General features: G+C 51.1%; 8 protein-coding genes and 1 tRNA gene. 7 read left to right on the forward strand and 2 right to left on the reverse strand.

What is annotated here, in order from left to right; genetic code table 11:
• Positions 1 to 94: 94 nt before the first annotated feature.
• The 3 genes from ACN0YH_RS07990 (at position 95) to ACN0YH_RS08000 (ending at position 6867) form a co-directional block, all read left to right on the forward strand.
• A complete protein-coding gene (locus ACN0YH_RS07990; RefSeq protein ID WP_417379046.1) occupies positions 95 to 2785 on the forward strand; it encodes an FAD-dependent oxidoreductase in 2691 nt (896 codons plus the stop codon).
• 232 nt (positions 2786 to 3017) lie between these two features.
• The gene (locus ACN0YH_RS07995) at positions 3018 to 4475 is read left to right on the forward strand and encodes a DUF1501 domain-containing protein (protein ID WP_417379047.1); all 1458 of its coding nucleotides are present in this window, start codon (positions 3018 to 3020) and stop codon (positions 4473 to 4475) included.
• A gap of 400 nt (positions 4476 to 4875) precedes the next feature.
• Entirely contained in the window at positions 4876 to 6867 is a 1992-nt protein-coding gene (locus ACN0YH_RS08000; protein ID WP_417379048.1) for a hypothetical protein, read from the forward strand.
• A gap of 4 nt (positions 6868 to 6871) precedes the next feature.
• Here the strand turns inward: ACN0YH_RS08000 and ACN0YH_RS08005 are convergent, their stop codons facing one another.
• Positions 6872 to 8215 (reverse strand): hypothetical protein, encoded by a 1344-nt coding sequence (locus ACN0YH_RS08005; protein WP_417379049.1) that lies wholly within the window; start codon positions 8213 to 8215, stop codon positions 6872 to 6874.
• 49 nt (positions 8216 to 8264) lie between these two features.
• Positions 8265 to 10088, reverse strand: coding sequence for a glycosyltransferase family 39 protein (locus tag ACN0YH_RS08010; RefSeq protein ID WP_417379050.1), 1824 nt, complete (start codon positions 10086 to 10088; stop codon positions 8265 to 8267).
• A 463-nt stretch (positions 10089 to 10551) separates the two neighbouring features.
• On the opposite strand from ACN0YH_RS08010, the gene ACN0YH_RS08015 reads away from it, so the two are divergent.
• The 4 genes from ACN0YH_RS08015 (at position 10552) to ACN0YH_RS08030 (ending at position 12923) form a co-directional block, all read left to right on the forward strand.
• On the forward strand, positions 10552 to 10782 hold the full coding sequence (locus ACN0YH_RS08015) for a BON domain-containing protein (protein ID WP_417379051.1): 231 nt from the start codon (positions 10552 to 10554) through the stop codon (positions 10780 to 10782).
• Positions 10783 to 11044: 262 nt separating this feature from the next.
• Positions 11045 to 11290 carry a hypothetical protein gene (locus ACN0YH_RS08020; RefSeq protein ID WP_417379052.1) on the forward strand — a complete coding sequence of 82 codons (246 nt, stop codon included), beginning with the start codon at positions 11045 to 11047 and terminating at the stop codon, positions 11288 to 11290.
• Between the two features lie 55 nt (positions 11291 to 11345).
• A tRNA-Ser gene (locus ACN0YH_RS08025) sits at positions 11346 to 11432 on the forward strand.
• A gap of 120 nt (positions 11433 to 11552) precedes the next feature.
• On the forward strand, positions 11553 to 12923 hold the full coding sequence (locus ACN0YH_RS08030) for a tyrosine-type recombinase/integrase (RefSeq protein ID WP_417379053.1): 1371 nt from the start codon (positions 11553 to 11555) through the stop codon (positions 12921 to 12923).
• Positions 12924 to 12934 lie beyond the last annotated feature (11 nt).

A 12934-nucleotide genomic window follows, 5' to 3' on the forward strand; every position in this document is an offset into this window, starting at 1 on the left:
TCAAACAATTCCATACCTGACAAGACACGTCCCGCACCTTATCATGGACTAATGAATGTCCCCCAACATACTTTCATTGAAGGTCAGATGATCTATGAAATCAGTTACGCTCGCATTCCTGGCTCTCACATGTCTTGTCCTGAACACTGCCCAGGCGGAACCATCGTTAAAAAAAACAGATCTGCTCATTGTGGGAGGAACCGAGTCCGGTTGGGCTGCCGCAATTCAAGCTGCCCGGCAGGGGGTGAAGTCCATTACGCTGGTCCTGGATGGGGACTGGCTGGGCGGACAATACACCGAACAGGCGCTGGCCTGTGTGGATGAAAATAAAGGTCCGGGGAAAGTCGGCTGGGGAGTCGACTGGCATCCCATGAAACGCTCCTTCCACCGCAGTGGACTGTTCAAAGAACTGATGGATCGCATCGAAGCCTTTAATACGGAAAAGTATGGCTCCCCCATGCCGGGTCGCCCCTTTCATGGCCCATCCACTTTTCGGCCTGCAGAAGCAGAAGCCATTTTTCGGGAACTGTTACAACCTTATATCGACAAGGGACAGGTCTCACTCATCACGCGACATTACCCCGTCAAAGCGGATCTCAAACAATCTGGACCTCGCCCCCGATTAACGGGCCTCTGGTTTGCGCCCATTGGTTCAGAACAGCCGGACCTGCACATTCAGGCGAGACTGACCATTGATGCCTCTGACTGGGGCGATGTCATTCAGGTCTCCGGTGCTGAGTTTGAAATGGGCGCTGATCCCCGTTCGCGCTACCAGGAACCAAGTGCCCCCCTGGACTTATCTGACTATCCTGCCAATGAAATGAATCCGATCACCTGGGCCATGATCGTGGAAGAATCAAATAGGGACACTCCTGTTCCACAACCCGATCACTATGACGATCGAAATTTTGTCCGCACTTCCAAATTGAGCCTGGCAGAAATGAAACCATTAAAATGGGATCGTCCCGTCAAACTGGGCTCGATACCGCATTGGCCCGACAAAGGCAAAGCGTCTCCGCGGCAGCTTTCCATATTTACTGTGCGGCGGATTGTAGATGGCCAGACCAGCAAAGATCAGCGCACCAGTATCCTGCTGAATTACATGCTCGGTCAGGATTACCCACTTGAGCGATTGCCTCAGCATGTCGTCACAGCACTTGAAGCCACCGAACCAGGCGCAGCCGAGAAAAACATCGTCTTAATGTCACGTCCACAGCGCCAGATAATTTTTGAGGACGCAAAACGGCATTCCCTGAGCCTGCTCTATCACCTGCAGAATTTTGTCCATGATCGTGCTCCCGACAAAACCAACAGCTTTCGTCATTTTCATTTGAGTGACGAGTTCGGAACAGCAGACCACCTGCCCCCCAAACCCTACATTCGTGAGTCCCTGCGGTTGAAAGCCATGTATATGATGCGCGAACAGGACGGGCGCAATCAGGATGGTCCTGACAAAAAATTCGCGCGCGAGCGTTTCTCGCAGGTCATGTATCCGGACGGACTGTTTGCCTGGCAGTTTCATTACGACTTCCATCGTACAGGTCGTGCCTACCTGAAATCAGAAGGAAATTCGGGCCCCTGGATTGACTATGAAAAACCGGGGCGTAACACCAGCCTGGTCAGTGACCGCAGTCTGTTTCCTTTAAGAAGCCTGGTGCCCGTCGAAATGGATGGCTTACTGGGTGCCCAGAAAAATGTGGGCTACAGCAGCATTGTCAGTGCGGCGATTCGACTGCACGATCAATGTGTCGCCATCGGTCAGGCAGCAGGCGCGACGGCTGCGATTTCATTACAACACGAGATGGCACCTCGGGAAATCCCCTACGATCGTGAAAAACTGGAACAGGTCAGGAATGCCTTATGCGGCGGATCAGAAACAGGCGTCGCCTTATTGATCTGGCCATACCGTGATCTGGCTCCTGCACATCCCGCATTTATCGCTGTGAACCGACTGGCGGCGCGCGGCGTTTTACCTCTGAAGGTTCGCGAAGTGGATTTCCACCCCGATGCTCCTGCGACTCTCGCATGGCGCCAACAGGTACAGCAACGCGCGAGTCAATCTGTCAGTGTGGCGAACCTCCCGTTTACATTCAACGAAAACATGAGTCGCGGAGAATTTTGTCAGCAGCTATGGAGTGGATTGAAAGACCTGCCTCTCCCACCTTACACCCGCAAGAAACCAGATGACGCAGATGCAGACGGCATCCTGGATCGGGATGATCCCACACCGTTTACGCCCGGTGAACCAGTCCAGTGGAAAAAAACCACTCCTGTCACTGTTGCAGATCAGGATGGCATTGTGAATCTTATAAAATCCCCCCGGGAACGCCGGATTAATTTCGCTGGAAAAAATCTCCCTCCCTTGTCTGGATTTGAAGCAGATCAGGGAGCCATCTTTAATCCGCAGCGCGGGTATGGCTGGCAGCGTGACTTGAGTCAGAATGTGCGCCAGCGCAAACAGGTACCGGAAACCTATCGTGATACTTTCGTGTTTACCCGCGATCATGACCGTTGGGAATGTACGGTCCCTAATGGTAACTGGCGGGTCACGGTCTGCGTCGGGGATGCAAGCCATGATCAGATCGGACAGTGGGTCTCTGTCGAAGGAAACCAGATCATCCAGGACCTTTCCACAACCGGCGGATCGTTTCAGGAAAAGCAAATCCAGGTGGAAGTCAGAGATGGTCGATTGACGATTGAGATCGGAAAATCAAAGGCAGGCACCAATACCTGCCTGAACTGGATTACCTTCGAACAGGTCACAACAGCCGATAAACCCAGATAATCCCACTTTGAAAACTCCACTTACCCTGACCTGAATTGTAGTTTTTCCCTCAGGCAATTCCGTTTAAAAACGTCAGAACCAGTCTCATCACGCCTATTTGTCCTTTATTTTGACCAGTCACACAGAATCGTATTGAACACATCAAGTCTTGACGATATATTTAATAAGATTAACAATATAAGACCTGATGCCGCTCAGACTTTGAAAATATCCACTGGAACTGGAATCGGAAATGAAGTTCGGTCCCCATTCGCGCACTCATTCACAGCATGCATTCACAGCGTTTAATCCGCTGGTTCCGGAAGGTTTAGTGCTGCAGAGTCGTCGTAACATGCTGAAAGCTTCCCTTGCGGGACTGGCTGGTCTGTCCGTGCCCGGATTGTTAAAAGCCTCTGATCAGTTGCAGTTGGCGGGAAAATCTTCTCTACCCAGGAAAAGCATTATTCTCCTCTGGATGACAGGCGGCCCCAGTCATATTGATACCTGGGATCCCAAACCGGATCGTCCCATTCAGAACCGTGGCCCGTTCGGCGTGACACAAACCTCAGTTCCCGGCATCACCATTACAGACATGCTCCCCAAGCAGGCCGCAATGATGGATCGCTTCACGCTGATTCGGTCTGTTGATCCCAAAATGAGCAGCCATCAACCCAACCAGGTGATGCAGACATCCAACCTGCTCGCGACTCCCCGTACCAATCGGAAAGGCGACCGGTACCCGGCCATGGCATCAATTGTGGCCAAGCATCACGGCGCCAATCATCCCGGTATGCCCCCCTATGTCTCATTCATGAAACACGATTCCCATATCGCCTGGGGCGGATATCTGGGAAAACAATACGACCCGTTCATCGCCAATGATGCAGCAGATCTGCCCGTCTATGACATGGTGGGCAATGATACCGGAAAAACTAGTGGCGGAAAAATGTTTCAGTTTGCCCCCGGGCTCTCCTTTGATCGCATGAAAAACAGGCGAGATCTGATGCTGCAGTTCGATCAGATGCGAAGTGGCATCGATCAGGCTGGCTCCATGCAGGCCATCGACAGTTATAGTCGCCGTGCCTATGACATGGTACTGGGACAACGCGTGCAGGACGCTTTCGATCTCAATAAGGAAAGCCCGGAAATCCGCGACCGCTATGGCAAACACCTCTGGTGTCAGCAGGCGCTGCTGGCTCGACGACTCGTAGAAGCAGGCAGTTCCTTCGTCACGCTGGACTTGAGTTACCATACCGCTTCCGGAACCTGGGATAACCATGGTGACAATATTCCCCCCTACGGCGGAATTAAAAATGGGCTCGGTCCCCTGCTCCCCCTGTTTGACCATCTGTTGACGACGCTGGTTTCGGATCTGGAAGAACGTTCTATTCTGGATGATACACTCGTAATCGCAATGGGAGAATTCGGTCGCTCACCCATTTCGGGAACGCAAGGCAGTACAGACGGCCGCAACCACTGGCCGGTCGTCATGTCAATGTGCCTGGCAGGCGGCGGAATGAACCACGGACAGGTCATCGGTGCCAGCGAGCATGATGGCAGCGAAATCAAACACCGCCCCGTAAGACCGGGAGATCTGGCAGCGACCATCTATCGTTACATGGGAGTCCCCCTCGATACTCACTACATTGATGATAAGGGCCGCCCCATTTTTGCTGTTGAAAATGGCGAACCGATTCACGAACTCTTCTGACCATACACACTTCTCATGACTCAGACCCAGTCTCTGATTTCGATTTCTCAGACTGCCCCGGTTCGATTGCAGACTCTCAATCACCATTTAATTCGATTGAAATAGCTCGAAAAACGAGCTGGTGAAACGGGACGCTCTCTGGAGCACATCAGATTTAAACATAGCGTCTCTCAATCTATTATACCCGGTCCAAAGGTCCCTGGAGACGCTACAATAAAACTGGATTCAGTCTAAAATAATTGAAATCCGTCGCTAAACCCTGCGATTCCCCGTTTGATTTTCCGGGAGCATCAGATAATCTGCATGCAGAGATCCCCGCTGCATACGCTGCGGATCTCGATTTCGCAGACCCTGTTGATATCAAACCACCCGCCGCTCTTTCAGAAATCAATCGGATTCCATGACCAGTTCCGCTGCTTCGACACCAGACCAAACTCTCAATCTATCCTCACAGGATTCGCACCTGCGCTGGTCTGTTTATATCCTGCTGTTAACAGTCACATGCGGACAAAGCCTGGCAGCCATCATGAACAGCGCGCCGCTGCAAAGCGCCAATGACCGTTCCCGCTGGTGCACGGTCTGGTCGCTGGTAGAAGAAGGCACCTACCAGATCGATGCCATCAACGATCGCTCCGGCTGGTCGAGTATTGATAAAGTCAGACATGAGGGTCACTTCTATTCATCGAAGCCCCCGTTGTTCCCGACCATGGTCGCAGGTATCTACTGGTTCATCAAAACCACAACGGGATTGAACCTGAACCGCAATCTGCACGATGTAGCCCATCTGATCCTGATCGCAGTCAATTTGATTCCCATGTTGATTGCGCTGCTGCTGATCTGCAGAATAGTGGAACGGTACGCAACAAAAATCTTCACACGCTATTTTGTGGTCATCGCAGCCTGTTTCGGCACGCTGCTGACACCGTTTCTATTAACCTTAAACAATCATTCCATCGCTGCATCATGTGCCGTATTCACGCTCTATCCGCTGATGCGAATCCTGCTCGACGGCGAACAGCGCAAACGCTATTTTCTGCTGGCTGGTTTCTTCGCCATGTTGACCTGCTGCAATGAACTGCCAGCGGCCTTGTTTGGCCTGATTGTGTTTGGGTTATTATTCCGAGCCAATCCACGTCTGACCTTACTTGTCTTTTCACCTGCAGCACTGGTTCCCCTGCTCGGCTTCTTCATCACCAATTATGCGGCGACGGGGGGCTGGAAACCTTTTTACATGTACTACGGCACCGAAAAGTATTTGTACGAGCACAAGGGAGTTCCCAGCTACTGGAACAATCCGCAAGACCTCGACCGCAATCTCGATTCCCCCCTGGTCTACTTTTTCCATTGCACACTCGGCCATCACGGCATTTTCTCACTCTCGCCACTCTATTTCCTCACACTCTTCTCCTGGTTGAGAATCAGCAAAAACAAAACGCATCTCCTGCGTCCGCTGTTGTGGATCAGTCTGACCTTAAGCGTGATCGTGTTTGGTTTTTACCTCTCACGAACGGACAATTATAACTATGGCGGGAACAGTGCAGCGCTCCGCTGGATGCTCTGGCTGACACCGTTCTGGCTCATCAGTATGATCCCCTTGCTTGATGAGTTCGCAGAGAAACGCTGGCTGAAAGGACTCGGAACACTCTGCCTGCTGGGTTCTGTTTTCTCCGCACATCATCCACTGCATAACCCCTGGCGGGCTCCCTGGATCTATACCATGCTGGAGCAGGCCGGCTGGATTGAATATAAACAACCCCCACCTGCCCTGAAACGCCCCTTGACGACCTGGCTGGCATCCCTTCCCGAGCCCACTCGGAAAACACCTGAACCCTTCGTCGAATTTTCCGGCCCTGCCAATGACGGTCGCCTGGTCAAACTCAGAATCAGTCTGCTACCATCTTCCGATGATTCTGTACGCACGATTCAGGTCACACACTCGATCGGCAGCGAGACACACGATACGAAACAATACACGATCAATGTCGCCGACTTTAACGCAGGAAAATGGCCACAGGAATTCCTGCGCTGGCCGAGCAAGGAAGTCAGTCAGACCGAAAAATTTGCTGCCAACCGCTTCTTCTACGGCATGCCTCGTCCCCGAAAGTACAATCCGGGTAAACTCCGTCACCTGTTTACCCCACTCCGTGAAGATGCTTTTGAATGTCAGTTGGCAGCCTCCCAGGTCTCCGTTACCATCGCCGCCAAAACAGCAGCAGAGCAGAAACTGCGGTATCGCAAAGACCTCTGGCTCTGTGACCAGATTCCGTTTGGAATCGCAAAACTGGAAACGTCAGTCTATGACGCTGATTCCAATCTGCTTCTCAGCCGACAGACACTGGTAGTCACTGACTGCAGCAGTCAGACCAGTCCCGCATCGGCTGAGGATCCTTAAGACGTTACTCTTTCGGAGCAGCAGGACCTGCGACAGGTTGCACCCACGCGCGTTCCACTTCACCAATTTCCGATGGATTTGGATGCAGTTTGGAGGACCGGACGATGGCTCTGACGTAAATTTCTTTCCCCGTCAAATCATACCCTGCAGAAGTCCCTTTGACCGATTTCAATGTCGCGCCGATTTTCTTGCTGTAACGTTTCGTCGTGTTTAATTCCTGGCCTTGCTTATCCAGAACAGGAATACCCCGCTGGGGATATCCTTCCAGCGTACCGATAAAATCGGTGGTGTAGGTCACCCCCTCTTCCGGATCGATTTCGACCTGAATCCCCTGGTCAGAATATGTCACCGACTTCAGTTTGACTCCGGAAGAAGCATAAAACCGACCGGCTTCCAGAGATTCGACCAAGGCTTCGGGTTCCAGCGTTTCCGACAGGATCACAACCCAACCCCGGCCTGGTTCACTCGCGCGGCTCGGAATTTTATGGTAATTGTGTCCGTCATCAGTCCCCAGTCCGTACATCATCGGCAGCTTCAGTTCTGCTAACCGCTTCGTCAGGACGATATCCCAGATCTGTTCCGTACTGGCATGCGCTTCATCCCCCGAATCATTCACACCGGGATGTCCGTTATAAACTTCAAAGAAGTTCTCACCAATTACTTTCATCAAATCTTCCGCTGTGACGCCATAATGAAAGTTCGGATGATTTAAATGAATCATCATTTTCTGTCCGGTTCGTTCCCGCTGCGATAGTAAGGCATTGGTGTTGTTCTGCATCACTTCATATACGCTCTTACCACCCAGCGGCGTCAGTAGGGAATGTACGTTGGTCGCGTTCATATGCACGGGATAATTTTTGTAACGATCCGTAACTTCCTCACTTTGAATCATCAGAAATTTACCTGGTTCTCCCAGTTTGTCCGAGACTTCCTCGAACGTGCGCAGGCGAACTTCAAGTTGACCATCCTTATTTTTTCGTTCTTCAACCCAGTCAGGAAAACGCTTCTTCAACTCTTCGTAAGCATGCAGCTTCCCCTTGTTTTTTTCAGGTACCGTCCAGCGTTCTGAATTTGAAAGGACGTTATGATCGGTAAACGACAGGAAATCATATCCATGGGACTTGTACCAGTCCGCAATCATTTCCAGATAATCATCTCCGTCACTCCAGAGTGAATGGGTATGTAAATTTCCCTTGTACCACTTCTGGTCCGCAGTTTCTTTTAACTCCATCGTTTCTGCGGCACCTGCCAGCGAACCTGCCAGACAGATACAGACCAGAAACAGCAGACAGACTGCCGGAAGACGAAGTGAAGGCCTGCAGGCAGAATCGTGTTGAAAATGATGCATGTTGATAGCTCCGAAGTAAAAGATCTCTCAGTTAAAGATTGTTTAACACTCAAAAACCCGGGGGTGCATTTGTAATCAGATCAGCCTGCAGTTCCAGCTGCTTATAGACATCCGGTGCCGCCACAGGCTTCAAAACAAAGCCGGCATTCACCAGATTTCGTAACGATACAGGAGAAGCCCCCCAGCGAACAATCACCTGTTTTCCCACATCCGATTTTTCTTCGTCCGGTTTTTCTGCTGCAACTGCCGTACTTTGTTCCACCGGTATCGCCAGATCCTGCGGGATCACCGCCCCCTGAACCTGTTTGTAGTCAATGTTTCCCCAGAGATAGAAAATCAGAAAGGTCAGTTCCAGCGGCGGTTCGCTTTTACTGACCAGCAGACAATGATCCACATTCTGAGTCAGTCTCAATTGATTTTCAAACTGCAGCAACCGCTCACCTGCCGGGTTTGGTTTGGGAACGGAATACACTCCATAGACAACATGGAGCGCGGACAGGGAAATGACCATCGCAATCTCCACGAGCCGATGCCCCTGCTCCTTTTTAAATCGATGGCTGTACCAGAGCACCATCACCAGTGACAATCCCAGCATGATCAGTTGTCGCAGAAAATGAGCTGAGATCCGGGGACTGAGCGTATCTGTTTGCGAAGCACTGATAAAGATGACTGCCAGGACCCCCACCGTAAACACCCCCAGGACCGTCGGGTAACTGACACGACGCAGCGCGATCTGCTGAAACTCCCAGGCGACAATGGCCAGCATCGGAATGATAAAAAACAGCTTCCACATGGCACGGGTGCTGGCATTCATCTCAGGTAAATATTGCACGCCCCACCAGAACAGAGCACCACTCAACACCCACATCACAATCAGTCTTAACCAGGCAATCTCCTGTACGTTCCCCTGGGGATTAATGACCCGCTTCAGGCCATGGAACAGCCCGAACACGGCGAACCCCAACAGGAACCCCATGGAAGAAATGATATCCCGTATAAAATACGACGGATAAAATTCCGTTTTCCAATAGAGGCTGATATTCGGCTGCCCCGGGCCGGCAAACCACTTACCCCAGAATCCGTCGACCTGAGATGCCACCATCAGTTCCCACCAGCCTCCGACTGCAAATCCGGTAAAGGCCAGGATAAAAAATGATTTCCAGATGCGGACGGCCTGCTTGATCACCGGTGCCTTCTTCTGTTCGCCCCCTGATCGGGTTTTGGGCAATTCCGCTGGATTCAAGATATAAAGCCCCAACATCAGCAGCACAGCCAGTGCCAGCGCGCCCCCCGAGAGCAGACACAGTCCCAGCGAAATCCCGCCACTCAATAGTTTGTAAGAGACTATTCCCGATTCGGAACGCAGATGTGTAACAAAGCCCCAGATCGTAAGCAACGCAAACAGAATCGGAAACGCAGGCGCTTCGATCAGTTGCACCTGTTTCAGTACCACCGGATGAAACGCAAGTAGAAAGCAGAATACCAGCGCATAGCGGGGATTACACACTTTCCTGGTCAGCCGATAGGCCACATAAAGCATGCCGGCCGTTGAAAAATAGGAAAACAGAACCAGTGAAGAAGACCAGTGACCAATCACAGACAGCAGCCCCGTGAACATCCAGCGTATCAAAGGGGGCTGTGAGATCAGGGCATTCGTGCTGTCCCCAATCAGTTCCGCTTTCCCCAGACACTGCAGACCAAACCAGGCAGAAAGTTCGTCGATGCGGTAAGAGTGAAAGGCCAGCAGGCCCGGCCCGAGTGCCAGCAACGCCACCAGAGGCGACATCACCGCCGCACGTCGCATCACCGGAAACAGATCCTGAGCAGGTTCTACCGATCGCTGCAACAGTTCCTGATCACTGATAATTACCAAGGGGTTATCCTTCCACGCATTCATGACCGCAGGTGGACTGCCACCCGCTGACACGATGCAAGATCACTCAAATATAAGTTTCATTGAATCAGCCTGTATTGTATCGCTCTTGAAAACCAGAGAACACTCTGCATACAGGAAAATACCTCAGATGGCAGACACCAGGCAGGGTTTAACATCAATCAAGACAACATGTTTCACCGTACACAAGAACTGCTCCTGACAAATATTCTGATTGTAATCCCTGAACTTAACCAGAACTACGGAACCGGTCGAATCATCACATTTTTTCTGATTTGACTCAAGACGGACTGTCGAAGTAACCAGCATGCGTACCCGCAGACAATGTGTCATTTTTAATCTCAGGATGAGAAACAGGTATAAGGATAGAATGAATTTTTAAGATCCTCTGAGTATTGGCTTCAATATGTCACAACACATCACCATAGATCACGCTCATCAAATGAGTGAACTAATCAAACAGGCGATTTCCACATCTGTACTGGTCGCCAACCAGAATGTTGAATATCAGATTGAACAGGAACAGGTTGTTCTCACGGGCATCGTCGGCAGCTATTATGCGAAACAGTTGGCCCAGGAATCAGTCAGCCGCATCCAGGGGGTCAGGCAGGTCCATAATCGACTGACGGTCACTCCGGATCAAACAGGTCAGCCGACACTCAGCACAAACTGAACTGACGGTAAAAACACAACTGAGAACGATTTAAGACTTTACGCTCTCATTGACATGTTTTTATGTATACTTTCCAGCAAAAAACATGACAATACATCAGGTTGCGCAGGCTGACCGTTGTCAATTCCGTGCGAATCTTGTTAGAATCCCCGTTCCCCGGCGTTTCTACGGGGAAATAGTCATTGTACGCACAGAGTTTCGGGGTGAACCCCCGACACGATAAAACCGTCATTACATACAAACTAAGGGACACTGGAAGACAATGTCTTTACGAAGATCTCAACTGGAACGTCAGTTACAAAACGCTGAAACCGCAATTGCCGATTACAGCAAGGTCCTGGACGAGCAGAAGCTGACTCCGGAACAACGCAAAAAACATCCGAAGTGGAAGCAGGTCAACGCCCAACGGCTTCAGATCATGAAACGATTGAAGTCCCTTAAAGTCATCGAAGATCGCGAAGAAGCAATCAAGCAGGGACTCGCAGCTTCCGAATCTTCAGAAGACTAGACCACAGTCTTCACGCAGAGATAACGACTCCCCATCATTTTGACGGAGTCACCCCGGAGAGGTGGCAGAGTGGCCGATTGTGCAGCACTGGAAATGCTGTGTCTCGGAAACGGGACCGGGGGTTCGAATCCCCCTCTCTCCGCTTATCAAACTGACTAAACGCGCTAAGCTGTTGATTTCAATAGCTTAGCGTTATTTTTTGCGCGACATAATAAACCTCCTGGTGCACAGTTGGTGCACACATTGTGCACAGGAGGTTTTGATGAGACGACGCAAGAAGTCTTCAAAACGAAAGCGCGTGGGGCGCGTTTCGTACTATCTTCATCACGGTGCCTGGTTTCTTTATTACCTTGAATACCAAGATGGAATAAAGGTACAACGACGTTCCAAAGTGGCTGAAACTGAAGACGAAGCCGCACAAATTGCAGCGCAAGTTAATGCGCAGTTGGCTTCATCCAGCCCAACACTGTTTTCATTTACGTCTGTCAGTTTCTCAAAACTGCGGCAGGCCTTTCTCAATCACCATGAAACTGTGGTGAGGTCCTCACCGGCCACGATCAGGCGCTATCGATCGGCAACGCAGCATCTTGAAAACTATTTCAATGAATGCCGCTCATCTGATCTGGCCCATTCCATCCGGGCTGATCATTTTGTGGCCTGGTTGAGGAAACAGAAAATTTCCCCTAACGGCCATCCTAATACGGCCAAACGGGCACTTCGTGATAAAGGGCTGCGTTTCATACTGGAAGTTTGCCGGTCGGTCTATATCTACGCCGCCCAACAACGGTTCCTTCCTCCTACTTTCGAAAACCCGTTCTCCAAGCTCAACCTGGAGCGGATGAAAATCGAAGATGCCAAACCCATCTTTGTCTTCGATGCTGAGGATGAATTGCGTTTCTTTCAGAATGCAGATGATTGGACATTCCCCATCCACTTTATTCTGGCCAAGACAGGATTAAGGTCGGGCGAACTGATCCATCTGCTGATCGAAGACGTCGATCTGGAAAGCGGATGGGTGCATGTACGCAATAAGCCTGAGTTGCACTGGAAAGTCAAAACCAGGCGAGAACGTTCTGTGCCCTTAGTAAAGGAAGCAGTCGCCGTCTTACGCAGGGTGATTGGCAATCGAACGTCAGGTCCTGTCTTTATCCGGCACCAGTTTGACGCCTTCAGTTCCCCTTTGGGGAACCTGGATCAGATGGCACTCCAGGAATTGCTTCAGCAGCGAATCTCGTATGCAGCCTCAGGGAGTGTGCTCACTCTTTCACAAACAGTGGAGGAGAAGCTCGCCAGATCAGTCTGGCGTGAAGCAGGCGTGGTACGATCTGAGCGTGTGCGGACTTCATTTATCCGTACCGCCAAGGCAGCAGGCCTGAAACAGTCATCTTGCCCCAAAAGCTGGCGGCATTCTTTTGCCACTCTACTTCAGGATGCCAATGTTGATCCGCTCATACGGCAGATCACACTGGGGCATAAACCGAGCGAGGACGCCCGTGGCGGCGGCCTGGGCATGACGGGCGTTTATACGCACACCCGTGCCACGACACAAAAACGTGAAATCGAACAAGCACTGCGTCTTTGGCCTCAGTCTCTTGCTTTTGCGAGGCAATGGGCCAGTTCTAACAAAGTGTGACTCTAAACATA

The organism is Gimesia sp., assembly GCF_048262075.1.
Lineage (GTDB): Bacteria > Planctomycetota > Planctomycetia > Planctomycetales > Planctomycetaceae > Gimesia.

Excerpts from the sequence above, each read along its gene's own strand:
- ACN0YH_RS07990 (WP_417379046.1), top strand. The coding sequence starts at position 95 with ATGAAATCAGTTACGCTCGCATTCCTGGCTCTCACATGTCTTGTCCTG.
- ACN0YH_RS07995 (WP_417379047.1), top strand. The coding sequence starts at position 3,018 with ATGAAGTTCGGTCCCCATTCGCGCACTCATTCACAGCATGCATTCACA.
- ACN0YH_RS08000 (WP_417379048.1), top strand. The coding sequence starts at position 4,876 with ATGACCAGTTCCGCTGCTTCGACACCAGACCAAACTCTCAATCTATCC.
- ACN0YH_RS08005 (WP_417379049.1), bottom strand. The coding sequence starts at position 8,215 with ATGCATCATTTTCAACACGATTCTGCCTGCAGGCCTTCACTTCGTCTT.
- ACN0YH_RS08015 (WP_417379051.1), top strand. The coding sequence starts at position 10,552 with ATGAGTGAACTAATCAAACAGGCGATTTCCACATCTGTACTGGTCGCC.
- ACN0YH_RS08020 (WP_417379052.1), top strand. The coding sequence starts at position 11,045 with ATGTCTTTACGAAGATCTCAACTGGAACGTCAGTTACAAAACGCTGAA.
- ACN0YH_RS08030 (WP_417379053.1), top strand. The coding sequence starts at position 11,553 with ATGAGACGACGCAAGAAGTCTTCAAAACGAAAGCGCGTGGGGCGCGTT.